The sequence below is a fragment of the Anaplasma platys genome, from assembly GCF_012790675.1.
GTDB lineage: Bacteria > Pseudomonadota > Alphaproteobacteria > Rickettsiales > Anaplasmataceae > Anaplasma > Anaplasma platys.
This window is the reverse complement of record NZ_CP046391.1, coordinates 297,709-323,117: the sequence shown is the minus strand read 5'-3', so window position 1 is coordinate 323,117 and position 25,409 is coordinate 297,709. Positions and strand designations below refer to the sequence as shown.

35 protein-coding genes are annotated in these 25,409 nt (G+C 45.9%); 4 read left to right on the top strand and 31 right to left on the bottom strand.

The genetic code is table 11. The annotated features are described in order from the left end of the window. The first annotated feature begins 109 nt into the window (after nucleotides 1–109). Complete coding sequence (gene tgt / locus ANPL_RS01395) at nucleotides 110–1,291, top strand: tRNA guanosine(34) transglycosylase Tgt (RefSeq protein WP_169193027.1); 1,182 nt, start codon at nucleotides 110–112, stop codon at nucleotides 1,289–1,291. 73 nt (nucleotides 1,292–1,364) lie between these two features. Here tgt and pstB read toward each other — a convergent pair whose 3' ends face one another. The 3 genes from pstB to ANPL_RS01380 form a co-directional block, all read right to left on the bottom strand. Then, nucleotides 1,365–2,123 carry a phosphate ABC transporter ATP-binding protein PstB gene (gene pstB, locus ANPL_RS01390; RefSeq protein ID WP_169193601.1) on the bottom strand — a complete coding sequence of 253 codons (759 nt, stop codon included), beginning with the start codon at nucleotides 2,121–2,123 and terminating at the stop codon, nucleotides 1,365–1,367. 688 nt (nucleotides 2,124–2,811) lie between these two features. Continuing rightward, nucleotides 2,812–3,303, bottom strand: coding sequence for a flavin reductase family protein (locus tag ANPL_RS01385; protein ID WP_169193026.1), 492 nt, complete (start codon nucleotides 3,301–3,303; stop codon nucleotides 2,812–2,814). A gap of 31 nt (nucleotides 3,304–3,334) precedes the next feature. Next, on the bottom strand, nucleotides 3,335–4,213 hold the full coding sequence (locus tag ANPL_RS01380) for a 4-hydroxybenzoate octaprenyltransferase (protein ID WP_169193025.1): 879 nt from the start codon (nucleotides 4,211–4,213) through the stop codon (nucleotides 3,335–3,337). Nucleotides 4,214–5,368: 1,155 nt separating this feature from the next. Here ANPL_RS01380 and rpmH point away from each other — a divergent pair. Genes rpmH through ANPL_RS01365 form a run of 3 tightly spaced genes read left to right on the top strand, consistent with a single transcriptional unit; the run spans nucleotide 5,369 to nucleotide 7,240 of the window. Further along, on the top strand, nucleotides 5,369–5,503 hold the full coding sequence (gene rpmH, locus ANPL_RS01375) for a 50S ribosomal protein L34 (RefSeq protein WP_169193024.1): 135 nt from the start codon (nucleotides 5,369–5,371) through the stop codon (nucleotides 5,501–5,503). Further along, nucleotides 5,494–5,856: a ribonuclease P protein component gene (gene rnpA, locus ANPL_RS01370; RefSeq protein ID WP_169193023.1), complete on the top strand. Its 363-nt coding sequence runs from the start codon at nucleotides 5,494–5,496 to the stop codon at nucleotides 5,854–5,856. The genes rpmH and rnpA overlap by 10 nt, the downstream gene beginning before the upstream one ends. Nucleotides 5,857–5,881: 25 nt before the next feature. After that, nucleotides 5,882–7,240, top strand: coding sequence for an alanine:cation symporter family protein (locus ANPL_RS01365; protein ID WP_169193022.1), 1,359 nt, complete (start codon nucleotides 5,882–5,884; stop codon nucleotides 7,238–7,240). A 361-nt stretch (nucleotides 7,241–7,601) separates the two neighbouring features. On the opposite strand, the gene ANPL_RS01360 is transcribed toward ANPL_RS01365, so the two are convergent. The 28 genes from ANPL_RS01360 to rpsJ all read right to left on the bottom strand — a co-directional run bounded on the left by ANPL_RS01360 (nucleotide 7,602) and on the right by rpsJ (nucleotide 25,353). Next, the gene (locus ANPL_RS01360; RefSeq protein ID WP_169193021.1) at nucleotides 7,602–9,539 is read right to left on the bottom strand and encodes a ComEC/Rec2 family competence protein; all 1,938 of its coding nucleotides are present in this window, start codon (nucleotides 9,537–9,539) and stop codon (nucleotides 7,602–7,604) included. Between the two features lie 288 nt (nucleotides 9,540–9,827). Next, on the bottom strand, nucleotides 9,828–12,209 hold the full coding sequence (pheT, locus tag ANPL_RS01355; RefSeq protein WP_169193020.1) for a phenylalanine--tRNA ligase subunit beta: 2,382 nt from the start codon (nucleotides 12,207–12,209) through the stop codon (nucleotides 9,828–9,830). Between the two features lie 16 nt (nucleotides 12,210–12,225). Beyond that, nucleotides 12,226–12,621: a 50S ribosomal protein L17 gene (gene rplQ / locus ANPL_RS01350; protein WP_169193019.1), complete on the bottom strand. Its 396-nt coding sequence runs from the start codon at nucleotides 12,619–12,621 to the stop codon at nucleotides 12,226–12,228. Nucleotides 12,622–12,655: 34 nt separating this feature from the next. Continuing rightward, a complete protein-coding gene (locus ANPL_RS01345; RefSeq protein WP_169193018.1) occupies nucleotides 12,656–13,750 on the bottom strand; it encodes a DNA-directed RNA polymerase subunit alpha in 1,095 nt (364 codons plus the stop codon). Nucleotides 13,751–13,769: 19 nt separating this feature from the next. Next, nucleotides 13,770–14,144, bottom strand: a complete 375-nt coding sequence (gene rpsK, locus ANPL_RS01340; RefSeq protein WP_169193017.1) for a 30S ribosomal protein S11 — start codon at nucleotides 14,142–14,144, stop codon at nucleotides 13,770–13,772. 9 nt (nucleotides 14,145–14,153) lie between these two features. Then, nucleotides 14,154–14,525: a 30S ribosomal protein S13 gene (rpsM, locus tag ANPL_RS01335; RefSeq protein ID WP_169193016.1), complete on the bottom strand. Its 372-nt coding sequence runs from the start codon at nucleotides 14,523–14,525 to the stop codon at nucleotides 14,154–14,156. Nucleotides 14,526–14,592: 67 nt separating this feature from the next. Continuing rightward, nucleotides 14,593–15,252 (bottom strand): adenylate kinase family protein, encoded by a 660-nt coding sequence (locus tag ANPL_RS01330; protein ID WP_169193015.1) that lies wholly within the window; start codon nucleotides 15,250–15,252, stop codon nucleotides 14,593–14,595. Beyond that, complete coding sequence (gene secY / locus ANPL_RS01325; RefSeq protein ID WP_169193600.1) at nucleotides 15,234–16,535, bottom strand: preprotein translocase subunit SecY; 1,302 nt, start codon at nucleotides 16,533–16,535, stop codon at nucleotides 15,234–15,236. The genes ANPL_RS01330 and secY overlap by 19 nt, the downstream gene beginning before the upstream one ends. A gap of 26 nt (nucleotides 16,536–16,561) precedes the next feature. Beyond that, complete coding sequence (gene rplO / locus ANPL_RS01320) at nucleotides 16,562–17,002, bottom strand: 50S ribosomal protein L15 (RefSeq protein WP_169193014.1); 441 nt, start codon at nucleotides 17,000–17,002, stop codon at nucleotides 16,562–16,564. A gap of 20 nt (nucleotides 17,003–17,022) precedes the next feature. Next, a complete protein-coding gene (gene rpsE, locus ANPL_RS01315; RefSeq protein WP_169193013.1) occupies nucleotides 17,023–17,544 on the bottom strand; it encodes a 30S ribosomal protein S5 in 522 nt (173 codons plus the stop codon). A gap of 8 nt (nucleotides 17,545–17,552) precedes the next feature. Beyond that, complete coding sequence (gene rplR / locus ANPL_RS01310) at nucleotides 17,553–17,918, bottom strand: 50S ribosomal protein L18 (protein ID WP_169193012.1); 366 nt, start codon at nucleotides 17,916–17,918, stop codon at nucleotides 17,553–17,555. 15 nt (nucleotides 17,919–17,933) lie between these two features. Then, nucleotides 17,934–18,479: a 50S ribosomal protein L6 gene (gene rplF, locus ANPL_RS01305; RefSeq protein WP_169193011.1), complete on the bottom strand. Its 546-nt coding sequence runs from the start codon at nucleotides 18,477–18,479 to the stop codon at nucleotides 17,934–17,936. A gap of 12 nt (nucleotides 18,480–18,491) precedes the next feature. Next, complete coding sequence (gene rpsH, locus ANPL_RS01300; protein ID WP_169193010.1) at nucleotides 18,492–18,890, bottom strand: 30S ribosomal protein S8; 399 nt, start codon at nucleotides 18,888–18,890, stop codon at nucleotides 18,492–18,494. A gap of 18 nt (nucleotides 18,891–18,908) precedes the next feature. After that, nucleotides 18,909–19,214 carry a 30S ribosomal protein S14 gene (rpsN, locus tag ANPL_RS01295; protein WP_169193009.1) on the bottom strand — a complete coding sequence of 102 codons (306 nt, stop codon included), beginning with the start codon at nucleotides 19,212–19,214 and terminating at the stop codon, nucleotides 18,909–18,911. A gap of 8 nt (nucleotides 19,215–19,222) precedes the next feature. Beyond that, nucleotides 19,223–19,756 carry a 50S ribosomal protein L5 gene (gene rplE, locus ANPL_RS01290; RefSeq protein WP_169193008.1) on the bottom strand — a complete coding sequence of 178 codons (534 nt, stop codon included), beginning with the start codon at nucleotides 19,754–19,756 and terminating at the stop codon, nucleotides 19,223–19,225. 6 nt (nucleotides 19,757–19,762) lie between these two features. Further along, complete coding sequence (gene rplX, locus ANPL_RS01285; protein ID WP_169193007.1) at nucleotides 19,763–20,077, bottom strand: 50S ribosomal protein L24; 315 nt, start codon at nucleotides 20,075–20,077, stop codon at nucleotides 19,763–19,765. Then, nucleotides 20,077–20,436 carry a 50S ribosomal protein L14 gene (gene rplN, locus ANPL_RS01280; protein ID WP_169193006.1) on the bottom strand — a complete coding sequence of 120 codons (360 nt, stop codon included), beginning with the start codon at nucleotides 20,434–20,436 and terminating at the stop codon, nucleotides 20,077–20,079. The genes rplX and rplN overlap by 1 nt, the downstream gene beginning before the upstream one ends. A 9-nt stretch (nucleotides 20,437–20,445) precedes the next feature. After that, entirely contained in the window at nucleotides 20,446–20,676 is a 231-nt protein-coding gene (rpsQ, locus tag ANPL_RS01275; protein WP_169193005.1) for a 30S ribosomal protein S17, read from the bottom strand. Continuing rightward, the gene (gene rpmC, locus ANPL_RS01270; RefSeq protein ID WP_169193004.1) at nucleotides 20,669–20,875 is read right to left on the bottom strand and encodes a 50S ribosomal protein L29; all 207 of its coding nucleotides are present in this window, start codon (nucleotides 20,873–20,875) and stop codon (nucleotides 20,669–20,671) included. Before rpmC ends, rpsQ begins: the two co-directional genes overlap by 8 nt. Before the next feature lie 8 nt (nucleotides 20,876–20,883). Then, a complete protein-coding gene (gene rplP, locus ANPL_RS01265) occupies nucleotides 20,884–21,294 on the bottom strand; it encodes a 50S ribosomal protein L16 (RefSeq protein WP_169193599.1) in 411 nt (136 codons plus the stop codon). A gap of 15 nt (nucleotides 21,295–21,309) precedes the next feature. Then, entirely contained in the window at nucleotides 21,310–21,945 is a 636-nt protein-coding gene (rpsC, locus tag ANPL_RS01260; RefSeq protein WP_169193003.1) for a 30S ribosomal protein S3, read from the bottom strand. Nucleotides 21,946–21,948: 3 nt separating this feature from the next. Beyond that, nucleotides 21,949–22,287 carry a 50S ribosomal protein L22 gene (rplV, locus tag ANPL_RS01255; protein WP_169193002.1) on the bottom strand — a complete coding sequence of 113 codons (339 nt, stop codon included), beginning with the start codon at nucleotides 22,285–22,287 and terminating at the stop codon, nucleotides 21,949–21,951. Nucleotides 22,288–22,289: 2 nt separating this feature from the next. Beyond that, entirely contained in the window at nucleotides 22,290–22,574 is a 285-nt protein-coding gene (rpsS, locus tag ANPL_RS01250; RefSeq protein ID WP_169193001.1) for a 30S ribosomal protein S19, read from the bottom strand. Nucleotides 22,575–22,579: 5 nt separating this feature from the next. Beyond that, complete coding sequence (gene rplB, locus ANPL_RS01245; protein WP_169193000.1) at nucleotides 22,580–23,410, bottom strand: 50S ribosomal protein L2; 831 nt, start codon at nucleotides 23,408–23,410, stop codon at nucleotides 22,580–22,582. Next, nucleotides 23,410–23,697, bottom strand: coding sequence for a 50S ribosomal protein L23 (locus ANPL_RS01240; protein ID WP_169192999.1), 288 nt, complete (start codon nucleotides 23,695–23,697; stop codon nucleotides 23,410–23,412). Before ANPL_RS01240 ends, rplB begins: the two co-directional genes overlap by 1 nt. Beyond that, a complete protein-coding gene (gene rplD / locus ANPL_RS01235) occupies nucleotides 23,690–24,316 on the bottom strand; it encodes a 50S ribosomal protein L4 (RefSeq protein ID WP_169192998.1) in 627 nt (208 codons plus the stop codon). The genes ANPL_RS01240 and rplD overlap by 8 nt, the downstream gene beginning before the upstream one ends. A gap of 19 nt (nucleotides 24,317–24,335) precedes the next feature. Further along, nucleotides 24,336–25,034: a 50S ribosomal protein L3 gene (gene rplC, locus ANPL_RS01230; RefSeq protein ID WP_169192997.1), complete on the bottom strand. Its 699-nt coding sequence runs from the start codon at nucleotides 25,032–25,034 to the stop codon at nucleotides 24,336–24,338. Nucleotide 25,035: 1 nt separating this feature from the next. Beyond that, complete coding sequence (gene rpsJ, locus ANPL_RS01225; protein WP_169192996.1) at nucleotides 25,036–25,353, bottom strand: 30S ribosomal protein S10; 318 nt, start codon at nucleotides 25,351–25,353, stop codon at nucleotides 25,036–25,038. Nucleotides 25,354–25,409 lie beyond the last annotated feature (56 nt).

Here is a 25,409-nt window from a genome sequence, read left to right as displayed (position 1 = left end):
TGCATCATGGGTAGCCTTGCTCCCGGCTAGTATTGTGTTGTGGCAATTCTTGCCGTGAAATACCCACCTCCGACTGCATGTAGGCATGTTTTAACAACAAGTGGTGCGCATGTATAAAAATTTTGACTTCAAGGTGCTGATTGAACATGGGAATGCCCGGATAGGCTCCTTACGCACGCCACATGGGGTTATATCAACTCCTGCTTTCATTTTTTGTGCGACAAAGGCTTCAGTGAAGTCTCTAGACATGCGTGCAGTTAAGGATTGCGACACTCAGATTATACTTTCAAACACCTACCACTTAATGCTGCAGCCCGGAGAGAAAACCGTAAGGACGCTCGGGGGACTACATAAAATGACGGGCTGGAATGGCCCTATGATGACAGATTCTGGTGGGTATCAAATTTTCAGCCTTGGCTACGGATCAGTTTCTGAAGAGCTCAAGGGGAAACAACGGCGCCGTGGCGCATCTCTGATAAAGATAGCTGAAAATGGAGCATATTTCAGATCTTATATCGACGGCAGTCTGCGCCACCTTACCCCGGAAAGGTCTATGGAAATACAGCGCATGTTGGGAGCCGACCTGGTGGTGGTGCTCGATGAATGCACTCCTTTCCACACGAGCTACGACTACACTAAGGAGTCCACGCTCATGAGTATGCGCTGGGCAACTCGCTCGAGAGAAGAATTTGAACGACATGATGACGGTTCTCAGGCGCTTTATTGCGTCATTCAGGGGGGAATATACCAAGAGCTTAGACAAATGAACTGCGAATTCGCCAATGATGCAGCGTTCTTTGGTAATGCTATAGGCGGGTCACTTGGCTCATGTAAGCAACAAATGTACGATACTGTACAGATGACTAACAGCATGCTTGATAAGGGTCGTCCAGTGCATCTCTTGGGAATAGGAAATGTTGTCGACATATTTCACGGAGCCCTGCTTGGAGTGGACACCTTCGATTGTGTCTACCCCACACGCATAGCCCGGCACGGAGCAGCTTTGGTAAAACCTGCAAATAGGGATAATCCCAGCAAGGAGTACATAAACCTTAACTCCGCACATTGTCGGGGCAACATCGACCCTATAGAAAGTGACTGTCCTTGTTATACTTGCAAAACCCACTCAAGAGGATATTTACACCATCTGCTGAAAGCTCGAGAGTTGCTGGCTTACTCACTGATCACTATACACAACATACGTTTTATGAACGACTTAATGCAGCTGGTTAGAAGGGCCATAGCAAACCGCACCCTGGAAAGGGAACTTGCTATCTGGAACCTGAACTGAAGAAGCCCACAAACCGACATACACAGTGGCTTGTTACGCGTACAGCCCTTACTGTACACCTTTTACACCGCAGCTAAGGGTGTTCTTCAAGGTATGCTTTGATGTCGGCCGACTTCGGATTCTGAAAGATCTCCTTTGTCGAGCCTTTTTCAATTATTCTCCCACCTGAAAAAAACACCACCTTGTCGGATATTTTTTGTACCTGCTTTATGGAGTGAGTAACGACCATAATAGTGAAGTTTTTCTTCAAGTCCCTAATGAGGTTTTCAACAACGCCGGTAGCCAATGGATCAAGGGCTGAACATGGCTCATCCATGAGCAACATAGTTGGTCTCACAGCTATGGCGCGCGCAATGCACAATCTCTGCTGTTGCCCTCCAGACAGCTGACATGCATTGTCTCGCAGCCGACCACGTAGCTCTTCCCATAGGCCAACGCTCCTTAAGCTCTCCTCGACGATGGCATCTAGCTTTTTCTTTCCCCTGGCCATGCCATGCAATTTTGGACCATAGGCAATATTGTCGTATATGGACTTCGGAAATGGGTTTGGCTTTTGAAACACCATCCCCACCTTTGCCCTCAGCAGCACCACATTGGTTTCTTCAGACAAAACATCCATTCCACCAATGTCAATCTTGCCCTCTACTTTACAATTCGGAACGAAATCGTTCATGCGATTAAAACATCGCAAAAATGTTGACTTGCCACAACCCGATGGGCCAATCAGCGTGGTTACCTCGCGCTTGCGCACATCAAGATTTATATCGAACAGAACCTGCTTACCTTCGTACCACAAATTGAGATTCCTCACCACAGCGTGAACATCAAGCATACCAGCTATACCATTCCCCAAGACAACACACACGCAACAATGGCACCTGCAAAGCATCTGCTAGACCTTCTCGGCAGGCAACGATCAAGCAACAAGCTCCCATAACGGTCGCCACCCGACTCATGATAAGTAACACACACGAACTCGTTCAACTTAAAACTCCATATTACGATACCACGAGGAAACATTGACCAAAATCCACAGTGACGAAGCCCACGGCTCATCCCAACAAATACGTTGCTGTCCCCCTCTCGCAACTACAAAATTAAGTTATTTAGTGGCTATGACTCCTACTATAAACGATCTGTACTCTTTTCAAGCATACGACCTAACACTCACAACCATGCAATCCTATGCACTGACCTCCTTGAAACCCTAGTAGCACTGCCACAAAACCGCCACACTACTGAAATCTCAAAACACTCAGCCACACGCTACCGCGAAAGGCACAACACCGCCCCGCACGACATAGAAAAACAGTAGCTAAAGCTCTACCAACAGTATACAGAACGAAAAGCGCTCACCCACACCATGTAACTAAATATTGTGTCACAAATTACCCTCTGTCCACTATTTTCAGAATAGAAATTTCAATTAGATTATCCGGAATCGTTCGGCACCATCACTTTAAAAACAACCCTACGGACTTGGATGGAAAACAACGAAACTCTCTCAAAAAGGAAAACCGTTATAATTCCTTCCCTATGACCCAATATTTACCGCGGTAATACAGCAACGGGCTGGTATCCTCAAGGATATCACAATCAAGCACGCGACCCACTACGATCTTATGATCTCCCCCATCATAGACGTTGTACAACGCGCAGCGAAAGTAAGCCAGCGCTCCACAAACTACTGGTATTCCTGAATGCACGGTGAAACTGTGTTTCTCCCAGTGCTCCGCGCTTCGGTCAGCAAAATCCTGCGAGACGTCCTTTTGTTTGTCTCCGAGAATGTTAACTACAAACCCAGAACAGCTGGTAAACGTTTGAAACCTAGAAGCCGTCCTCTGCACGGAAAACAGTACCAAAGGAGGATCCAATGATACAGAGTTAAAGGAGCTCACAGTAATGCCACATCTGCCACCCGATGTATCCGTAGTCGTGACCACAGTTACCCCAGTGACAAACCTCCCCACACAGGACCTAAAACGCCCCGGGGGTACACTTTCTAACTGCATTTTGAGAGAAGCACAAGAGGCCCATGAAAAACTAAAATCCCCTACCGAAACATACGCCTACGAACAGCAGCACCCCGGCGTATATGTTGGTCTTGAACATATACATACATCTGCTAGGATTGTCAAAATCTGTCTTCTTGTACTGGTAGTAAAATATTCCCGCACACAACGACATAAACACATAGTAAGGCCATCCTAGCTGGGAGACAAACCCCGCAGAAGCCCACATAGTGGTAGTGAGCACGTATAGCCGTTTCACGTAGAGACCCGCGTTAGCGCCGAACTTGATCGCCGTACTCTTTAGCCCCAAAGCCTCGTCGTCCTTCCTATCTTGCTGCGCATATATAGTGTCAAAGGCGGTAGTCCAGAACACACATCCAATGTATATCAGCACCGCCCCCAGAGTTATTCTGTTAGCAGCCATAGCTGATCCTATAAGTACGCCAAAGTTCCAGACAATTCCCAGAAAAAACTGCGGATAAGAAAAAAACCTCTTCATCAGAGGGTACAGAACGACACCCACTGCGCAGAACACACTTAGGTAAAAAGACAACGCATTGGTAAACAGCAGTATTAAGCACGCAACACTCACCAAGGGGACAAGCGCCCAAAGAGCGCGCTTAACTGTCAACCTACCAGCAACCAACGGCCTGTTCTTGGTTCTAGCAACGCGTCCATCTATGTTTATATCAAATATGTCGTTAACTATACATCCAGCCGACCTCACTACCGCAGCAGCTACCGCTACGATCAAGCACAGCCCTATCGTTTTAAACACACTTTCAGAGACGAGAGCAACGCTGGCGCAAGAGGGGAAGGTTGCCAAGAGGGAAATCTCAGAGCTCTTCAACCTTAACAAATCAACATACGGCCCCAACCTAACAAAAGTGGCTTTCACCCTACTCAACATAGTAAATCCTCATCTCAGCGACCCCCAAATAACCCCATCAGGGTTGCACTGCTGCCAACTACACCACCACTGATACAGCGCATAGCTTTTTTACCACAAAATCCATCCTGCTCAACAAATTTACTCTGCTATATCGCCAAAAATCTTTGTTAAATAAACGCACAAGGCATGCTTTATGGATGTGTTAGCTAATAGATTGCTGTAGAAGTCACCAAAAATTGAGATATATGCCCTGGCTTGAAGCACTTTGTATGCGAGTAGACGCTAGATGAACTCCGCATCCGAAATGGCAGCCAATGAAAAAACAAAAACTTGAGCGGCCAGCACAATGCAGGAATGAACCACCATATGCTTTCAGACTGCAGCGGCAGTCTTCCCGGTCAAAGACTATCTGAACATATAAACAACTTTGTGTAATGTGTATATAAGCCAGCATTACATAAATTCTGCACTACAACAGAAAATTAAAACATGAGAACTGGCCTTCCTGGCAGGAAATACCTGATACTGCAGCAAAAAACTTTGATGCAATATCGACACGCTTCCTGAAAAATATTCAGGCCCCCTGACCAATTGGGTAAATTATATATTTCTCTCTCCCAATCGCAGCTCTATGGGGCTAAGGAAAACAAAAAAACAGCGGCTTTCTCCAAGACTTTATACCATGGTTTCACCGAAGCTTGTTGGATAGTAAGCAAAACTCAAAAATGCTTCCAAGGTAACAATCATGGCCCAAAATAGGTAGATGCTGCTACTATATGCCAAGATGCATTAAACACACCTGCCAGGGTGCATCGTGCTCAAATACCCCGCAACAACTGGCAATATCCTCCAAACCTTCTCTATAACATCGCCCTTGTATAGGAAACTTTTTATTGCACGCAGCCATAAAACATGGACAGCACAAAGGTGTGTGACCGTTGTAACCATAATACACATAGCGCTCTTATTTTACCGCGGATTGGGTTGGTAATTGTTGTTTTTATCACACCATAACTTATCGCCAGCAAAAATGTTATTTAACCGCAGTGCAGCACAATTTCTCGAAACAGAGGCCGATTAAACCCCATTTCATTGAGGCTAATAGTGCTTGACAATGCTGGGTACAAACTGTAGCCTGGAGCGTTATTTACGCTGGTAAGTTGGTTAGGTGGCATGAAAAGAACTTTTCAACCGAGCAGGCTAGTCAGGAAGCGCAGGCATGGATTTCGTGCCAGGATGTCCACAAAGTGGGGCAGAAAGATCCTTAATAGACGGCGTGCAAGAGGTCGGGGCGTTTTATGCGCCTGAGGGGCTTGGTTACCCTCAAGAAGAGAAAAGAGTTCTCGTACATAAGGTTGTCAGGAGTTGCTGTCGGTAGCAGGGGCTTGTTGCTGCAAGCTGCTGCTGGTGATGCTATGGGTTTGCCCACGGGTGGTGCAGTGCGTGTTGGGTTTACTGTGAGTAAGAAATCCGGGAATGCCGTGACGCGAAACAAGATAAAGCGCAGGTTACGCGTGGCTGCAGAGGATGTGATAGCGAAAAACGCGAAAAGGAGTTATTGCTACGTGCTCGTAAGCAGTAGTAGGTTGGCAACAACACAATTAAGTGAACTGCAGACCTGTTTAACTTCCTGCCTCAAAAAGTTGGGGCTCCACTTGTAGTTTGCTGGGTTTATCACTGGTAGGTATGAGCTTCATAAAATTGTTTCTGTCCTTCCCAGCGATAGCGTTGTTGCTGTTCACGGGGTTTAGGCTCTCTATTGCGTCTGGTTGGTTGCAGATAAGAAAGTTGCCACAAGCATTTAGCTTCCTGTTTAAGGATAGTACGGGTGGATTCACGTCCGTTGCTGCGGTTTGCGCCATAGTCGGCGGAAACCTAGGTGTCGGGAATCTGTCAGGCACCGCTGTGGCTCTCAGAACGGGAGGGCCAGGGTTCATAGTGTGGATGACACTAATTATTGTAGTGACTTCCATAATAAAGTACACAACTTGCTATATAAGCATGTCTACCAGTGAGCAGGTGGATGGCAGGGTTTATGGAGGCCCTGTAGTATATTTACAACAATGGACGAAAAAACACTGGGTTGCGTTGCTAGTAACAGCAGTGACCTTAGTTTGCGCTTTGACAGTTGGAAACTTGGTGCAAGTGAATTCACTGTCTATATCAATGCTATTGGTCGAGAAGCCTCCGTTGTTTGCGGCCATAGGGATGGCATTGGCTTTGCTGTATGTAACAACGCTGAATGCAGAACGCCTGAGCAACGTAATATCGAAAGTGGTGCCCGGTATGTCGATAATATACCTGACGCTTGTTATAACCGCATTAAGCAGGTTCAGCGATGGTATAGTTCCGTCGTTAAAGTTGATATGCGAAAATGTATTTTCCGTTGGAAGTTTTAAAGACGGTGCATTTATGGCATTCATGGCAGAAACTTTTGCCATAGTGCAGGTAGGGGCGCTGCGTGGAGTATTTGCCACAGATATAGGTTTGGGACTAGAGGGTACAGTACACGCAATGGTAAAAGGCGATAAGCGCATTGGAAATGATTTTGCAACTCAACAAAGTCTAATATCGCTAATTTCGCCATTCATTGTTGCTATAGTTACCTTTCTGACTACATTGGTGCTACTAACTACTGGTGCCTGGACTGATCTAAGTCTTATAAGCACAAACATGTGTTTTAATGCGTTCATGCGCGCGATAGGCACTGATTACACTGAATATCTGCTAATACTCGTAGTATTCTGCTTTTCGTTCACCACAGTACTGACTTGGTTCATCTGCTCGAAAGAGGTGCTATCGTATGTTTCTAACAACAATAAGTGGCTCGAAAAGTTGTGGACAGCATTTTTCATTCTGATGATTCCGCTGGGAGCTTTGGGAACTGCAGAGCTTTTTTGGGATATTGCAGACATTTCAATATCCATCTCCATAATAATAAATTCCGTGGGAATTTTGATGATATTCGGGAAATATAAAAAAGAAATATTTACCGCAACAATTGAGAAAAAGTCCCTATCGCGGAAGTCTTGGGGCAAGCGGTAGCTCCGCTAAACAAAATTAGCACACAAATGAAAGCTCTACTTAAAAGACAAAGAAAAAATGCTATGCTGCATCCATGAATTGTAAATCACACAATGCCGAGCCATCCAGCGTGTACATGTACGATAAAAAATACCCATGAATGCTCACGTCTACTCTTGCTTAGGGTAAACGAGCTTAAAACTGAATTTCGCTTTGAAAACGGCTCTAATTCGCCATCGCAGACGCCTAGCTACAAAGCGCCAGCGCGAAACAACTGCTAACTTTACCATGTGGCATCACAACAGGCTTCCGCACTTCCACTAACCAGGATATAGGACATGTCGTTCACGCATTGCGCTTACATCCGTCTATTTTCATGAACTTACCTCAAATATCCCATGGAGTTCTTGTGCCATAATCTTTGGGTTACAGATCTCTCAACCAAAATAGAGTGCCGCCGTAACCACACGTAATGCACACCGTAGTTATATATATCACTTAAAGTAATGTGTCTAACCCCTGCACACACCGCAGGATATAAATCAAACCCATTATATATAATCAACTCAGCCCCATTGCAGTGACTTATCAAAAAGTCTGCATGCTGTGATATTATTACCCTACCCAAGTAGATACAGCCCGAAGTGAAGCACCGTAACCTTCCTTCTTTTCCAGTATAAATATGCTTGTATATGGCCCGTTGTTTGTTGTCGCTAGCCCACTTAGTATACCTACGACCGCGACCACTACCATTTAAAGTGCAAAAATAAAGCTGTGAATCTATATCTTTCACCACTACAGACTTTTGGTCCAAAATGATATCTGGGGTGTTATACAGCGCCGCCCACACCGCACCTAAAGCTCCCACAGCAACACCAGAAATTGACCCTGCGCCGCGCGCACAACATGCTACGATCATGCCACAAGATATAAGCAAAACTGCACCGCCAGGAATGGCACTAAAGTTTGTAATGGCCCACTCAGAGCGCGCACACAATTTTGCAACACCTAACACCACTCCAACTGCATGCTCTAACAAGTATGAAATGGGAACACGCAGCGATGTTGACATGATTATCTGATAGACAATACCTAGCGGCATAACCACAAATGTTGTTATGGGAACCGCAATTATATTCGCTAAAACTCCAACAATAGAGAAATAATGAAAGTGATATATAACGTACGGCGCAGTCGCTATAGTAGCTATACACGAACTTATTACTGTCTTGGCCACGTATTGTGCAACACTACCTGCAGGAAATGTTACAGAAGCCAACAGTCCCCCTGTAGTGATCAGTGCTAAAACAGCAGCAAATGACATCTGAAAGCTGGGTGAAAAAACAGCCTCAGGTGAAAATAGCAACATAACGAACGCCGCTACCGACACTGATGCCAGTGCAGCGTGTCGCCTATTGATCATAATGCCACAAAATGCCATAAATACCATTACGAAGGCACGCCTCGCGGAAATTGGCATACCTGCAACAAGTAGATAAAAAAAGCTCAATACTATCGCAGCTACGGCACATAATTTCTTTGCGTCATAATTCAATGAAATTCTCTCAGTAAATGCAACCAAGCATCTAAAAAACAAAAACGTAATTCCAGCAACAAAAGATAAGTGGAGCCCCGAAATTGCTAAAAGGTGTGCTAAACCTGAGTTTCTCATGTTAGTCAAAACTTCTGCTCTTAAACCCGATCTTTTGCCTATGAGTAGGGCAGCAAGCATTTCAGCACAATCCTCGCTCAGGTAGAGCAAAAACCTTTCGTAGCCTCTGGTACGTATCCTCTCAATCCAGTCATGAAGCTTTACTCTTTCGGATTTTGCATATAGCTGCACCTCTGACACAGCAAATCCAGTGGCTGCAATGCCTTTAAAATATGCGTATCGAGCAAAATCAAAACCATTCGCCGAATCCGGAGGGCCCGGCGGATGAAGCACTGCAGAAAACACTACACGGTCACCAACTTCTATCAGGGGGTCTATGGCAGTTCTAACAGAAACCCTAGCGCAATATTTTTCAGATTTTCCACAATCAATTTCACAAATAAACATCTGCACATATTGCGGTTTATGATCGATCGCCCTAACTGCCCCAAGTAGGCTCTTAGCATACGTTTTTCGTTGCACACAAAAACTTCTAGGATGGCATAACAAGGTTTTGATATAAGCACCACCAAACCCCACCATTACCAACACAATTACCAACAATAGTGGTATTCTATAGGCTACTGCGGCTATCAACAGTGTGAAGTTTAAGATTATCAACGTCCCAAGCAACAAAATTGTAGGCTCACGTTCTAAAGAAAAGTACACAACGATTCCCACAGCCTGAAAAACAGGCATCCAGAGAACAACAAACCTCGCTCTATTAACCGTTGAATTTAAAAGGAACACCATGCATGCGACAGCATACAACCCAAAATTGAGCATGCTTTCCTATGAAAGTTTGCTTACTTATAAGGGTTAATTTTAAAATTGGAATCTTTAAAATAAAAATCACTACAAACTTACTACTGGCACCCTACCCGCCAAAGCACTATCGCACGACATGACTTCAAAAGAAGCCACTACTGCTCAGATCAAGAATACTCCAATTTGCGATTAATTGGTCTCCAGTCGAAGTTGCCCCCCTAACTCTTTTTCTACAACACTTATTATAGAATCTGTGACTTTTTTGATCTCGACTTCGGTCATAGTAGCAACCATAGATGTTATTAACACTGCCACCGCCATTGACACCTTTCCTGCCGCAATGTTTTCTCCTTTATATACGTCAAAAATTGCAACATCCTCCACAAAATCAACCGCTTTGATGACTGTAACCAGTGAACCAGATTTGACATTTCCATCGAGAATGAATGCAAAATCCCTGCGAACTGGCTGATATCTATTAACAACAAAAATACGATTATCCTGCCTGTTTACCGGAGTAATCCTGGACAAAAACACTTCAAAACACGCCACAGAATTTTTAAGCTCGAAAAACTCAAGAAAATCGGGATGCAACTCCCCTACGTAGCCACACAAGACACCTTCATGATATATGCACGCAGACCTTGCAGGATGCAGGTAGTTCTTTGATGTTTCCTCACGAAATTCCAAATGACCAGCTTCGATTCCATATTGAGAAAACACGCACTCTACATCAAACTTCACATCGAAAAAGTCAAACTTCCTAACGGGCTCATGCGGATTTCTAGCAATATTCCCTCCAGAGCGCACTCCACATATCACTGGTTCGCTTATATTTAGATCTAGATATATGTCCCCCAGCTCGAAAATTGCCACCGTCTCGGCACCACAAGCCTGGTTATTAGCGACAACTTGCAAGAGATTTGTCAGGACAGTAGGACGCATGACGTCAAACTGGCTACTTATCGGATTATCTATATACAGATGATCAACACTAAAACCCAACTTCTCCACCACGCTACCGCTTAAAAACGACCAGGTAACCACTTCCGTTAGCCCCGAAGAGATCATAAGCGCTCTGAGTCTGTTAGCAAAAGAGTCATCAAACGATGGCCCGCCCTCGATAGTTAACGAAGCGCTCTTAGTGTCAAATTCCTGTTCTTGTATCTCATCATAGCCATATATTCTCACAACCTCCTCTACTAGGTCCTGAGAACGGCATATATCAGAGCGCCAGGTAGGAATACAAACCTTCCAGAATTTTTCGCTCTTCACACTAACAGAAAACCCCAGCCTTTCCAGGATCCCCAGCATCTGGGCACTTTCCATATGCACATTGCAAACTTTGCCAACATCACCTGGATCAAAATCCACCTGCGAAACACCCTGAGACTTGTTTCCCGCCATTACAGGAGCATAGACTTCCCCACCACAGCATTCCACAATCAGATGCGTTACATAGTCAAGACCACGCTCTATGGATCTCGGATCTACGTACCTTGAAAATCTATAACTGGCATCAGTAGACAACTTAAGCCTTCTGGAAGACAAAGCGATATCAACGGGATCGTACCATGCCGATTCTAGGAAAATGTTTTTTGTTCCACGCGAACACCCTGTGTGTTCGGAACCCATAATCCCCGCCAAACAAAGTACAGTACCCTCAAGATCTCGCACTATCAAATCGCCAGCTGAAAGATCATACTCCTTCCTATTAAGAGCAATAAACCTCGATCCCTCTGTAGCTTGCTCTACAACAAGGCCATCACCGCGGATTTTATCCAAGTCATACACGTGCATCGGCCTGTTTAAAACAAGCATTACATAGTTAATTATATCGACCACACAAGATATAGAGTGAACCCCTGCAGCCATCAACCTATCCCGCATCCACCTGGGAGCGTGTTTGGTATTATCCACGGATTTTATACAACGGCCCGTAAAAACGCTTCCTGAGCGGACTTCCAAAGCCATAGGCGAAGGTACGAAACTCTCGCACACCGCATAATGAGGAAAATCTTTCAATTTCCCTACACCTGCTGCAGCAAGCTCGCGAGCAATTGCATAAATTCCCAAACAATCACCCCGATTGGGCGTAACACTTACCTCAATAATCGGGTCAGCAGGGAAAAACCTCTCTCCAACTTTGTATTGCTCTGGGGACAAATCAGCGATACCTTCGCCTTCCGCTCCGACGCCAAGTTCATCAAGTGAGCATAGCATACCAAAGCTCTCAACTCCCCTAAGGAGCACCTTTTGCACTAGCATACCGCTGATGGGAACACGAGAACCTATACACGCCAACACCGTAAGCATTCCAACACGGACGTTAGGCGCGCCACAAACTACTTGCAGATGTTCAGAACCATTCGAAACTTTACAGATACTTAGCTTAGACGCATCAGGATGCCGGCCTACCTCAAGCACTTCAGCAACAACCAGCCCATTAAAACCCGTCCCACAATCAATTAGCGCCGCTTCTATTCCAATAGCGGAAAGCTTGTCAACTACGTTGGGAGCCACCCAATCAGTGTCCAGATAATCCAATAACCAAGAATACGTGAACTTCACATATCACCTCAGATTATTAGCCGTCAACGGCCTTGAGACCTTTGTCCTTATCAACCAACTCAATTATTGCCACGGGAGCACAGTCACCCTTGCGGTAACCGTTTTTTATCACCCGCGTGTATCCACCATTCCGGCTTTGGTAACGCTTTGCAAGAACCCCCAACAGCTTATTAGCTACGCCCAGATCCCCTATCCTGGAGATCAACAGCCTCCTACCACACACAGGATCCTTCTGCGAATATCTTTTCGCAATAGTAATAAGCCTCTCCACCACAGATCTGAGATCCTTCGCCTTAGCGACAGTGGTTACAATTCTCTCACTCTTTATTAAAGAGATCGCCAGGTTTGACATCATAGCAACCCTATGAGCCGTTGGACGCGAAAACTTCCTGTAACTTACACCATGTCTCATGCCAATCCCCAGCGCTTACTTACTACCAACCCAATTAATCTTCGCTATACTGCTTGCTTAGATTCTCGATAGATTCTGGCGGCCAGTTCGGAACCTTCATCCCAAGATGAAGATTCATACTAGCCAGAACCTCATTTATTTCATTCAACGACTTCCTACCAAAGTTGGGCGTCCTCAGCATGTCAGACTCCGTCCTCTGAACCAAATCGCCTATATAGGTTATATTATCATTCTTGAGACAGTTATGCGAACGAACCGAGAGCTCCAACTCATCAACCTTACGCAGAAGATTATGATCATAAGGAAGAGCCCCATCCTCTTTTTCTACACTCTTTCTCGTTTCCTCAATTTCGTCAAAGCTAATGAAAGACTGCAGCTGATCTTGCAACACCTTAGCAGCAACTGCAACGGCCTCATCCGGAGTTACAGACCCATCAGTACCCACAGAAATTATCAGCCTATCATAGTCGGTGAACTGCCCTATCCTACTGCTTTCTATCTTGAATGCTACCTTCTTTACAGGACTGTAAAGCGCATTCGTAGCTATAAACCCAGGCCCCACATCAGAAGCGCCACCAGACCTCGAAGCAGCACGGTACTCAGAAGCAGGCACATATCCCTTGCCGCCGTTTACGTAGATCTTCATGCTGAAATCTACGTCCTTACCCAGAGTACATATGTACAAATCCTTGTTCAAAATGACACAATCCGCCGAGTCACCTATAGCAGCGGCAGTTATCTCACCAGGGCCCCGAGCAACCAGACGCAATACCTTATGTCCGGAATTTAGCAGCTTTACCCTGAGCATACTGAGATTCAGTACCAAATCTGCAACGTCTTCCCTAACCCCGGAGAGCGACGTGAGCTCGTGAGAAGCACCCTCCACCTCAATTCCGTAGACAGCGAACCCCCTCAGCGAAGACATCATAACACGTCTAAGAGCGTTTCCTAGAGTCAAAGCAAACCCACTTTCCAAGGGCTCAACAACCAATTCCGCCTCATTGGAGCCATTTCCTCCTACAACCTTTATAGAAGATGGCCGAGTTAACTTATTCCAATGATCCGCCATAGAGAGTCCACCGCCTCCATAGCACATACCACCGGCCCCATCGCTGTTAGAAATCGCCATAAATCTCTCTCACTTTAAACTACACCCTGCGCCTTTTCGGCAACTTACACCCATTATGAGGAAGCTTTGTGGTATCCTTGATGGACGTGACGCTGAGGTTACAGGTCTGCACAGCTCTGATGGCCGCCTCTCTACCTGCACCGGGACCTGATATACAAACTGATACCGTCTTCATCCCATTACGCTCAACAACAGCTTTCACAGCCCTCGCAACCGTTTCCTGAGCAGCATAAGGGGTAGCCTTCTTACTCCCCCTAAAATTACAAGCCCCGGCGGAAGTAGTAACGAGCACATGACCCTGCTGATCCGCTATAGTCACTATAACGTTGTTATAGGTAGCGCATATATGCACCCTACCAACAACGACACTTCTCTTCTTCTTAATTACCGCCATAAAACCCCATTACCTCTTCTTAGCGGCAACAGCCAATCTAGTGCCACCTTTACGAGTCCTAGCATTGGTGTGAGTCCTCTGCCCACGCACAGGAAGTTTCTTCCTATGCCTCAAACCCCTGTAGCAACCAATGTCCATCAAATACTTGATGTTCATAGCCACCTCTTTCCTGAGATCCGCCTCAACGATGCAATTAGCACGAATAAAATTCCTTATCCCAACTACATCATCATCACCCAGGGCAGATACCCTAATATTCTTGTCTATATTACAGCCCTCACAGATCCTATTAGCCAAGGACGGACCGACACCATAAATATAGGTCAAGGCAACCACCACACGCTTGTTTACGGGGATATTAACCCCACCTATACGCGCCACCAAAAACCCCTAACAAAAAAAAACACCAACGGAACCCCTGTATAGCAAATGTACCACTCAGCGTCAACTAGTTATTTAGACAATTAACCCTATGCTTGATATCAGCATGAACTTCATCCACAGGCCTGTTGCCATCTATTACAAGAACTTTTTCCCCGTAATATTGCTCTAACTCAACCGCGAACTCCTCATAGATGGAGAACCTCTGTCTGATAACAGACCCCGAATCATCAGTTCTGCGGCTGTAACTAGTACTGCCACACTTACCACAAGCTTCTGCTTGACTAAACATGGCGTTGCTCACCACACCGCACTCAACACAGACCATGCGTCCCAGTAGTCTATCCACCAACACATTAGCATCCACATCTAACTTCAATACAGCGCTTATCTCCTTACCTAGCAACTCGAGAGCTGCCGTAAGAAATTTAGCTTGCGGCATATTTCTAGGAAAACCATCAAGCAAAAAACCTGTAGTTTTCACTTTCCTTAACTGGCGCAATATTACCTCACAAACCAGCGGGTCACTTACCAGTTTTCCTGCTTGCATGACCATCTCAATCTCTTTACCCACTTCCGTATCCGAAGCTACTTCGGCTCTCAATAAGTCTCCAAGAGAAATGACGGAAATCACCCCGCGCATGGACTCAACAAGCAAGCGTGCCTGTGTCCCTTTGCCCGAGCCCGGAGCCCCGAATATAAGCAAGTTCATTTCACTTTTTTCCACAGCTCAGACTTTTTCATCAATGAGCTATACCTTCCAGAGTATATCTGCGTCTGCACCTGCGAAAAGGTATCATTGATGACGTTAACTATGATCAAAAAGCTCGTACCCCCAAGCGTGAATGATATGGCGTAATAGTGACGCATTATCTCAGGCACAACGCACACCACCGCCAGATACAGCGACCCTATAACTGTTAGCCTTTTTATTACAGCCTCAAAATACTCCCTGGTACTGTTCCCAGGCCTTTTCCCGGGAATAAAGCCACCGTTTTTCTTCAACATCTCCGACGTCTCTTTGGCATCGAACACTAAAGAGGTATAGAAAAAGGTGAAAAACACTATCAACGCAATGTACATAGCTATGTACAACATGCTATCCGCGGAAAAGTACTGCACTATAAAATCCGCCCATGGAGCACCAGAATTAAACTTAGCCAAAGTCATGAGAGATAACATGAGTGCATTAGCAAAAATCGGCGGTATTACCCCGGAGATATTTATCTTCAAAGGCATATAGCTAGAGTCACTATTGTAAAACCTACTCCCCACCTGCCGCTTCGGATACTGTACTAGAACCCTCCTATAGGACCTTTCAAAGAAGATAATAAGCAAAAAGAGCGCAAGAAACGCCAGCAGCATGGCAAACACTGCGAATCCCGTGATCTCACCCCTTTTACCAAGCAAGAAGATAGACGAAATGGAGCTGGGCAATTCCGATATAATGCCCACGAAGATAATCAGCGAGATACCATTACCAATCCCCCGGAGATTTATACGCTCTCCAAGCCATAACAAAAACATAGTACCCGCCAGCATGCTACTCACACCGACAATTCTGAAAGTCATACCAGGATCCATGACCACAGTGACATCGGGTGTATTCATACGCTCGAGTCCCAATAAAACCATAAGCCCCTGTATCACACAGAAGACTACCGCCAAATACCTAGTGTACGAATTTATCTTATTCCTACCAATTTCCCCTTCCTGTCGCATCTCATTCAGCGCAGGAATCGCGGCAGTTAGCAACTGGACCATTATAGATGCCACTATGTAAGGCATAACATTAAGGGCAAATATTGTCATCCGCCCCAGTGCACCACCAGAAAAAACATTGAATATTCCCAACACACCAGCAGTGTGACCGGACACTATCTCTTCTATAACACTAAGATTAATTCCGGGAATTGGAATGTACGTACCAAGCCTGTACACCACCAAAGCAAACAGCGTAAAACCAAACCTTTTGAGCAAACCAACCCGACTTAGTGACGCCACATTCACCCCGCATCTTTCCCAGAAAACAAAACTCAACTCTCAGGTAAACTAACCCTCTCCGCTGCAGTTTTAGAAATCGCATCGCATTGAATACTCATCTTAGCCTTCAACGAGCCATGCCCCAAAACTTTCACCCTACTCTTCACCGAAGAGATCACCCCAAGCTGCGCAAGCAATTCCTTACTCACCACAGCCTTCTTGTCGATTTTCTTTTCATCCACGAGCCTCTGCAACACGCTGAGGTTAACGACTTCGTACTCTTTACGCGTGAATGACTTAAACCCACGCTTAGGGAGACGTGTAAATATCGACTGCTGCCCCCCTTCAAAACCCTTTACTGAGCAACCAGCCCGCGCCTTCTGACCCTTATGACCCCTTCCAGACGTCTTACCCTTGCCACAACCTAGACCCCTACCAAGAACCTTGCGCCCTTTCAGCCTGGAGACTCCACTAAATAACTCATTCAACTTCATAACACTGACCCCGAGACGCACTACCTATTTATAACATCGCAAACTTTTTTGCCCCTCTTGCCAGCAATTTGCTTGGGAGACAACATGCTCTTGAATGCGGTAAACACGGCATAAATCACACTATGGGGATTCGAAGAACCAATGATCTTTGCCACGACATCCTGAACACCCAAAACCTCAAAAACTGCTCTAACGGAGCCTCCGGCTATTATACCAGTACCAACCTTTGCAGATCTCAACACAACCCGACTAGCACAAAACTTAGCAGAAACATCGTGATGCAAAGTTCTTGATTCACGAAGATACACCCTGATCATGCTCTTCTTAGCGGCATTCACGGCTTTTATCTTGGCCTCAGCAACCTCAGCATGTTTTCCCATGCCACAGCCAACTCTGCCCTTTTCATCTCCAACCACAACAAGAACTGAGAAAGAAAACCTCCTGCCCCCTTTCACAACCTTGGAGACCCGACGCACAGATACAAGTAATTCCGACAAATCGTGCGAGTCATTCGACGCACGCTGCTTCCTATCAACACTCATCAAAATACCTAAAACTCAAAACCCAGACTCCTCAACTCATCGGCAAATACAGATACAACGCCCATATACCTATAGGAGCCCCTATCAAACACGAACTTGCGATAAGTAGCATCCAGCCCCTCTATGCGACTGGCCAAAAGCTTAGCCACCTCTTTAACAGCATCTGAATTAACACGCCTACCGGCAATTGGCAATACTTCAGGCTCTAATGTGGACGCAGCAGCAACAGTGTTCCCAGCATCATCATCTATCAATTGGGCATAGAAATGCCTATTAGACCTAAATACGGAAAGCCGCACAGAAGACAGAGACCTGAGCTTCAGCCTAACGCGCCTCTTGCGCCTTTCCGCTCTTTTTAAATCAAACAACGACACAGACAGACCCCTCTATTACTTCTTCTTACTAACTTCCTTCCTATACACGTACTTTCCTTTTATGAAAATACCCTTCCCCTTGTACGGATCATATCGCCTAATTGCACACAAGTCAGCAGCCACCATGTGAACCTTTACCTTGTCACTTCCCTTGATGTAAAACTGCGTAGGCTTCGTGCACTTAACTTCAATTCCCTCAGGAACAACGTATTTCACACTATGGCTAAAACCTAGAGATATGTTAAGGATCCTGCCAACACTTGAAACCTTGTACCCAACTCCATTCACTTCGAATTCTACAGAGAACCCATCAGCCATGCCTTTTATAGCATTACTTATATTGCTTCTGTAAGAACCCCACATAACCTTAGCTCGAGCAGAACTAGGACCAGCAGTATTTTCCAAGACCAAAACTTTATCATTCAGCACCGCCTTTATCCCATGCTGCAAAGCAAAAGTCGCGACTCTGCCGTCCTTGCCAGTAACGACGACGTCGCAACCCTCCACGCCTACTCTCACGCCTTCAGGAATCTCTATAGGCATAGCCCCAACTCTAGACACGGCAATATCTCCCTAAAACACTCCACACAATATTTCGCCACCGACACCCATCTTACGAGCATCACAATCCAACATAATCCCCTTAGACGTGGACACTATGTAAACTCCCAGACCATTGTAGAACTTTGGCATCTTCTCAGAAGAAGAATAAACCCTCCTGCCAGGCTTAGAAACACGCACTATCTTCTTTATAGCAGGAGCAGAGTTATAATACTTAAGATTCACTTTGAGCGATCGACCATTAGGGTCCTCAGGATCCTTGCTAAAAGACTCGATATACCCCTCCTCTAGAAGAATCTTCGAAACAGCCTCTACTACCTTTGAACACGGCACCCTTACCACCCTGTTCATACCTGTTTGCCCGTTGCGTAAACGCGTCAAAAAATCAGCAATGGGATCAGACAACGACACAACAAAACCTCTCTAAACCTACCAACTCGACTTAGTTAATCCCGGAACGTGCCCCATGGAACCCAATTGCCTCAGCACTATACGAGACATCTTGAATTTTCTGTAGTACCCCCTAGGCCTCCCGGTAATCAAACACCTATTCCTAATCCTTATATAAGAGGAATCCCTAGGCATCTTGGACAACTTCTGCTGAGCAGCAAACCGCTCTGCCATGGACAAAGACTGATCCTTCATTACAGCAACAAGCTCTTTTCTCTTTTTAGACAAAGTCGCAGAGATTTCAATACGCTTTAAGTTTCTCTGCACAACAGACTTCTTAGACACCTTACCTCCTAACTCACAAAGGGAAATCCCAGCTCCATAAGAAGCACTTTAGCATCCTCATCACTTTTAGCAGTGGTAACAATGCTTACATCTAATCCCCGCACCTTATCGATCTTGTCGTAATCCACTTCCAAGAACGATATATGCTCCCTTATACCGAAAGACACATTTCCATGTCCATCTAACTGCGACATCGACAGTCCCCTAAAGTCACGCTCGCGAGGAAGAGCTATATTGACTAGCCTATCTAAAAACTCGTACATTCTCTTTCCCCTAAGGGTGACCATACAACCTATGGGGAACCCCTTGCGTATCTTAAACCCCGCTATGGACTTCTTAGCGCGGGTAACCACCGGCTTTTGCGCAGATATCATAGCCAGATCCCTAGTGCACGAATCTATAACTTTGCTATCCGTGGCACTGAGGCCTATACCCATGTTCAAACAAACCTTCAGCACCTTGGGTACTTGCATCACATTCTTTCTGCCAAGCTTACCAACAAGAGACTTAGCAATTTCGTCCTTAGACAAACTCCCTAACATACTAACCTAATCCAAAACCCTTCCAGAACTTTTCAGGTAACGCACCTTCTTCCCATCAACAAACTTATACCCAACCCTGGACTTAACCCCAGCCTCGCTATCATAAAAAGCAACATTAGACATATCTATAAATCTTTCCATGCTGAAAATACCGCCCTCGCGATTTTTTGTGGGCTTAACACTCTTCTTACACATAGCTACAGAGGCCACCTTAGCAAGAACTCGTCCTTCCTTCCTTAAAACCTTAACGACCTTTCCAACTTTTCCCTTATCCCCGCCGGCGATAACAATAACATCATCTCCACTAACGATCTTAGCCACTACAAAACCTCCACAGACAGAGACATAACCTTTGTATATTCACCCACAGGCATCTTCCTAACAGGACCAAATACCCTGGTACCCAGCGGATCTCCCTGATCATTGACCAGCACCACAGCATTACTCGAAAACCGCAGAGTGCTACCATCCAGTCTACGAATTGGCCCCCTAGTCCTCACAATAAGAGCCTTATATACCCTCCCCTTAGAAACCCTTCCTTTAGGAGTAGCAACCTTTACCGAAACCACAATCACATCTCCAACAGTGGCAGATTTCTTGCCCTTGAGGAACCCTATACAGAGCACCTTACGTGCACCGGAATTATCTGCAACATCTAAAATTGCATTCTTCTGTATCATAACAAAACCCTATTCCTCAACTACAATCCACCGTTTAGTGGCAGATATAGGAATGTGCTCCCTTATCTTCACAACATCTCCGCGGGCACACTTATTGTCCTCATCATGCACAGAGTAAACCCGACATTTTTTGACGATCTTTTTATACACCTTATGGTGAACCATACGATAAACCGACACCTTGACCGTCTTATCACGCCTAGCATCTGTAACAACGCCGACCAAAACACCCTTAGACATCCTCTCCCCTTATCTTCCGCAAGCTAAGCACAGTAAGAACCCTGGCTATCTCCTTCTTTATCACACTCTTGCGAGCATGATTCACAGTTTCACCACTTCTACTTTCGAACACACTTTCAACCAAACTCCTCCGGAGAGCCGTCAACTTCTCGCGAAGCTCCTTCGAGGACTTACTCTCTATCTCAGCAATCGAACCCATAGCACTACCTAAAACCCCTCTTCAACAAAACTGCACTTGATAGGCAATTTTGACTGCGCCTTTCGAAAGGCTTCTCTTGCCAAATCCGTAGAAACCCCACCTATCTCAAACAATATCCTTCCGGGCTGCACCTTGCAAACCCACATCTCCGTGCTTCCTTTTCCCTTACCCATACGCACATCGACCGGTTTCTTGCTCACAGGAATATGACAGAAAACGCGAATCCATACCTTACCCACACGCCGCAAACTACGGGATATACTCCGCCTAGCAGATTCAATCTGCTTAGAAGTCAACCTACACGGCTCCAGAGCCTTTAAGCCACATAAACCAAAAGCCAGCTCACTACCTCCCTTGGCATTGCCGCTAATACGCCCCTTAAAGCACTTAGAGTGCTTTGTCTTCTTAGGAACAAACAACATCTCAACAACCCCTTACTCTAAACCGGCCCTTGAATCCCCAACATATACCCATACCTTAACACCAACGATGCCGTATATGGTCTTGGCCTCAACGCAACTGTAGTCAACGTTAGCCCTAAAAGTATGCAACGGAACGCTACCTTCCTTATACCACTCCGTCCTTGCAATTTCAGCACCACCTAACCTACCGGAGCAACTAACCTTTACTCCCTTAGCCCCCATCTTCAGACAGTTTTGCACCCCTCTCTTCATCGCTCTCCTGAAAGAGACACGCTTCTCGAGTTGCTGAGCTATATTCTCCGCAATAAGAGTAGCCTTCAGATCAGGTTTTTTAACCTCAACTATATGGAGCTCTACATCGTGCTTGACCATTTGAGAAATCTTCTGCTTAACCCTGTCTATATCGGTACCCTTCTTACCAATAATAACCCCCGGGCGCGCAGAGTGAATATTAATGATCACCGCATCTACCTTGCGAGCGACAACGACCTTACTAATCGCCGCATGATGAAACGTCTTCTTCACAAAGTTACGCAACAAAAGGTCCTCATGTAGCTTCGCCGCATAATCCTTATCGGCATACCACAGTGAATCCCACGTGCCAACTATCTTTAATCTCAATCCAATGGGATTAGACTTCTGCCCCATAAGCTACCTTTCCAATAACTTCACAACAACGCTTCCATAGCGCTTACTTATCCTACATGCTTTGCCACGCGCCCTCGGCTGGACCCTACGTAAAGTAAATGCCTTACCTACCAACACCTCCTTCACGTACAAATTATCAACGTCAACCCCATGATTCGTACGTGCATTCGCTATCGCTGACTTCAAAACCTTGGAGATTAGCGTAGCAGCCTTCTTATTGCAGAACTTAAGATACATAACCGCAACCGCAGCGTCCTTACCCCTTATCAAGTCCGCAACCAAATTAAGCTTCGCCGGCGTAGATTTTAACCCTACTCCCCTAGCTCCAATAACAACAGACATACCTAACCCTTTCTGGACACCTTTTTATCGCCTGCATGCCCCGTAAACCTTCTAGTGGGAGAGAATTCACCAAACTTACGCCCCACTATATTATCAGTGACCTTCACAGGAACATATGTTTTGCCATTATAAACCCCAAAAGTGAGACCAACGAACTTATTCAGAATCACCGATGCTCTGGAATGGATATTGATCACAACCCCAGTTCTATTGGACGCTATCACCCTATTTGCCAAACGCAACACATGCGGAGCGCAAAAAGGAGGCTTTTTAACGGATCTAGACATACAACCTATCTCTTGACAGACGAAACCTTAATGTACTTATCACTACTCTTACCCTTCTTCCTGGTCTTCTTACCCTTAGTTGGAACACCCCAAGGAGTAACAGAGTTTCTACCACCAGAAGTCTTACCTTCACCACCACCATGCGGGTGATCCACAGGGTTCATGGCCACACCACGAACCTTCGGCCTGAGACCTAACCAGCGACTCCTACCAGCTTTACCTAACTTCACGTTCCTGTTATCCAAATTGGAAACAACTCCAATAGTCGCCCTGCATACTGCGAGTATCCTTCTCATTTCACCGGAACTAAGCCTCAGAATAACATACGAACCGTCTCTACCCATAACCTGGGCATAGCTCCCTGCAGCTCTAGCAATCACGCCACCACCACCTGGCCGCATCTCAATATTATGAACAAAGGTTCCAGAAGGGATCAGCGCCAACCTCATGCAGTTCCCCGGCAGAATATCTGAGCCACTGCCCGCTACAACTACATCTCCCTGCTTCAAACCATTGGGCGCAAGGATGTAAGAAAGTTCACCATCTTCGTAACACACAAGCGCAAGGAATGCGGTTCTATTAGGATCATACTCCAAACGTTGCACTGTCGCGGGAACATCTTCCTTGTTTCTCTTAAAATCCACTATTCTATAGAGCTTACGATGCCCACCACCACGATGACGCACCGTAATAACACCACGCGCATTCCGTCCACCAGAGGACATCTTCCCCGCAACTAGAGACCTTTCTGGCCTTCCTCTCCATAACTTAGTCTTATCCACCAGGACAGTACCCCTAAGCGCAGGAGTAATAGAATTCAAAACCCTCAGACTCATCACACCCCCGCAATCCTAAACTCTTTCCCCTGTGGCAAGGAGAAATAAACCTTCTTCCTATCCTTTCTTTTACCGGGCACCCCCCTGCAGCGCTTTTTCTTGCCCTTTAATTTCAAAGAACAAATATTCATAGGCTCACTGCCGCAAAGCGCCTTGATAGCTCTTTTAATCTGCGACTTCCTAGCATCCACGAGCGTATATACAGCATACCTGTTACAACTCTCGGTCAGCGTAACCGACTTCTCCGTAACCACTGGAGAAACAACAATAGAAAGATAATTACTCATCGCACAACCTACCCTCAAGAGATTTAACTGTATCCACAGTCAACATCACGCAGTCGTGCTTCAGCAAATCAAGTACATTGATCCCAACACACTCTAGCAGATCAACATTGCGCAAATTTCTACAAGCCTTAACCACATCTGCATTACAGCCGTTGGACACAACAAGATACGAACCATAGCCCGAAAACCTACCGAACGCCACCTTGGCATCCGATGTTTTCTTGAAGGGCACATCCAAGCTGTCAAGAACCACGAGCTTATTGTTAGCAACCTTCATGGAAAGCGCTACTTTCAACCCAAATCTGCGCACTTTCTTATTCAACGAGTACGCATGGCTACGAGGCACGGGACCAAATATAACCGCACCACCCCTAAACTGAGGACTACGGAAACTACCCTGCCTTGCCCTACCAGTATGTTTTTGTCTATAAGGCTTCGCAGTCGTCCCAGATATATCGCTTATCCCTCTCGTCTTATGTGTCCCGGCGCGCCTTTTTGCCAATTGCCAATTCACGACCTCTTTCAACACATCACGCCTCGGCTCCACACCGAATACCTGAGGGTTCAGATCTATACTTCCCACGACCTCATTAGCAATGTTAACGACACTGACTTCCATAAAATGCTCTTAACCTCTCCTAACCCGCCGCTGCCATGCTCTCCGAGGAAGCACTATGCCTAGGCACCGGCTTCTTTATAGCATCCCTAACAAACACATAAGAGCCCACTGCACCTGGAACCCCGGTGCCACAAACGGCCAAAAGAGACTCTTCCTGATCTACCAGCAATACACGAAGATTCTGCATAGTCACCTTGCTATTACCCATATGACCAGCCATCTTTTTACCTTTCCATACCCTACCCGGATCCTGGCACTGTCCAGTAGACCCCTGCGATCTGTGAGATATAGAAACACCGTGCGAAGCCCGCAAACCGCCAAAATTGTGCCTCTTCATAACACCAGCGAAGCCCTTACCTATGGTGGACCCACTCACATCTACAAACTGACCCTTGGAGAAATAGTCTACAGAGACCCTACTCCCCGGCTGAAGCTCGCCCACAACATCTACTCGAGACTCAAACAGATCACAAACAGACTCTATTCCCGATTTTTTCAATGCTTCTACTTGCGGCTTATTAAGCCGCACCCGACCCCCTCGCGTTGTTCCCATAACCACCGCGTCATAACCGTGCACATCCTTAACCTTGGTCCCAACAACAAAGGTATCTTCCAGTAACAAAAGCGTAACAGGTACCCTACTCCCCGTTGTCTCATCGAAGATGGCGGTGCTGCCAACCTTCTTCATCCACACGCCTACTCTATGCCTAGCCGACACACTACCCCCCAACAACCTTAACCTTCACATCAACGCCAGCCGGCAATTGCAAACTCATAAGCGATTGCAATACAGCAGAAGTGGCCTTCGGCAGGCTAATAAGCCTCTTATGAGTTCTAATCTCAAACTGCTCCCTGGACTTCTTGTCGACGTGAGTTGAGCGATTCACAATGAACTTCGCTATTTTCCTGGGAAAGAACACCGGACCATTTACCTTAGCACCGCTCCTCTTAGCAACCATGATTATGCTACGAGCAGACCTATCCAGCAAACAGTGATCAAATGCCTTTAGCTCGATATATATCTTCTGCGTCACCATAACCAACTACTCCAAAATCTCAGTGATAATACCCGAACCAACAGTCCTTCCACCTT

Excerpts from the sequence above, each read along its gene's own strand:
- rpmH (WP_169193024.1), top strand. The coding sequence starts at position 5,369 with ATGAAAAGAACTTTTCAACCGAGCAGGCTAGTCAGGAAGCGCAGGCAT.
- rplD (WP_169192998.1), bottom strand. The coding sequence starts at position 24,316 with ATGGAAGTCAGTGTCGTTAACATTGCTAATGAGGTCGTGGGAAGTATA.
- rpmC (WP_169193004.1), bottom strand. The coding sequence starts at position 20,875 with ATGGGTTCGATTGCTGAGATAGAGAGTAAGTCCTCGAAGGAGCTTCGC.
- tgt (WP_169193027.1), top strand. The coding sequence starts at position 110 with ATGTATAAAAATTTTGACTTCAAGGTGCTGATTGAACATGGGAATGCC.
- rpsK (WP_169193017.1), bottom strand. The coding sequence starts at position 14,144 with ATGGCGGTAATTAAGAAGAAGAGAAGTGTCGTTGTTGGTAGGGTGCAT.
- rplQ (WP_169193019.1), bottom strand. The coding sequence starts at position 12,621 with ATGAGACATGGTGTAAGTTACAGGAAGTTTTCGCGTCCAACGGCTCAT.
- ANPL_RS01365 (WP_169193022.1), top strand. The coding sequence starts at position 5,882 with ATGAGCTTCATAAAATTGTTTCTGTCCTTCCCAGCGATAGCGTTGTTG.
- rplV (WP_169193002.1), bottom strand. The coding sequence starts at position 22,287 with ATGTCTGTTGTTATTGGAGCTAGGGGAGTAGGGTTAAAATCTACGCCG.
- ANPL_RS01345 (WP_169193018.1), bottom strand. The coding sequence starts at position 13,750 with ATGGCGATTTCTAACAGCGATGGGGCCGGTGGTATGTGCTATGGAGGC.
- rnpA (WP_169193023.1), top strand. The coding sequence starts at position 5,494 with ATGCGCCTGAGGGGCTTGGTTACCCTCAAGAAGAGAAAAGAGTTCTCG.
- rpsQ (WP_169193005.1), bottom strand. The coding sequence starts at position 20,676 with ATGTCTAAGGGTGTTTTGGTCGGCGTTGTTACAGATGCTAGGCGTGAT.
- ANPL_RS01380 (WP_169193025.1), bottom strand. The coding sequence starts at position 4,213 with ATGTTGAGTAGGGTGAAAGCCACTTTTGTTAGGTTGGGGCCGTATGTT.
- rplB (WP_169193000.1), bottom strand. The coding sequence starts at position 23,410 with ATGAGTCTGAGGGTTTTGAATTCTATTACTCCTGCGCTTAGGGGTACT.
- rplN (WP_169193006.1), bottom strand. The coding sequence starts at position 20,436 with ATGATACAGAAGAATGCAATTTTAGATGTTGCAGATAATTCCGGTGCA.
- rpsC (WP_169193003.1), bottom strand. The coding sequence starts at position 21,945 with ATGGGGCAGAAGTCTAATCCCATTGGATTGAGATTAAAGATAGTTGGC.
- rplE (WP_169193008.1), bottom strand. The coding sequence starts at position 19,756 with ATGTTAGGGAGTTTGTCTAAGGACGAAATTGCTAAGTCTCTTGTTGGT.
- rpsS (WP_169193001.1), bottom strand. The coding sequence starts at position 22,574 with ATGTCTAGATCCGTTAAAAAGCCTCCTTTTTGCGCTCCGCATGTGTTG.
- pstB (WP_169193601.1), bottom strand. The coding sequence starts at position 2,123 with ATGCTTGATGTTCACGCTGTGGTGAGGAATCTCAATTTGTGGTACGAA.
- rplO (WP_169193014.1), bottom strand. The coding sequence starts at position 17,002 with ATGAAGTTGAATGAGTTATTTAGTGGAGTCTCCAGGCTGAAAGGGCGC.
- rpsE (WP_169193013.1), bottom strand. The coding sequence starts at position 17,544 with ATGAGTGTTGATAGGAAGCAGCGTGCGTCGAATGACTCGCACGATTTG.
- ANPL_RS01385 (WP_169193026.1), bottom strand. The coding sequence starts at position 3,303 with ATGCAGTTAGAAAGTGTACCCCCGGGGCGTTTTAGGTCCTGTGTGGGG.
- ANPL_RS01240 (WP_169192999.1), bottom strand. The coding sequence starts at position 23,697 with ATGAGTAATTATCTTTCTATTGTTGTTTCTCCAGTGGTTACGGAGAAG.
- rpsJ (WP_169192996.1), bottom strand. The coding sequence starts at position 25,353 with ATGGTGACGCAGAAGATATATATCGAGCTAAAGGCATTTGATCACTGT.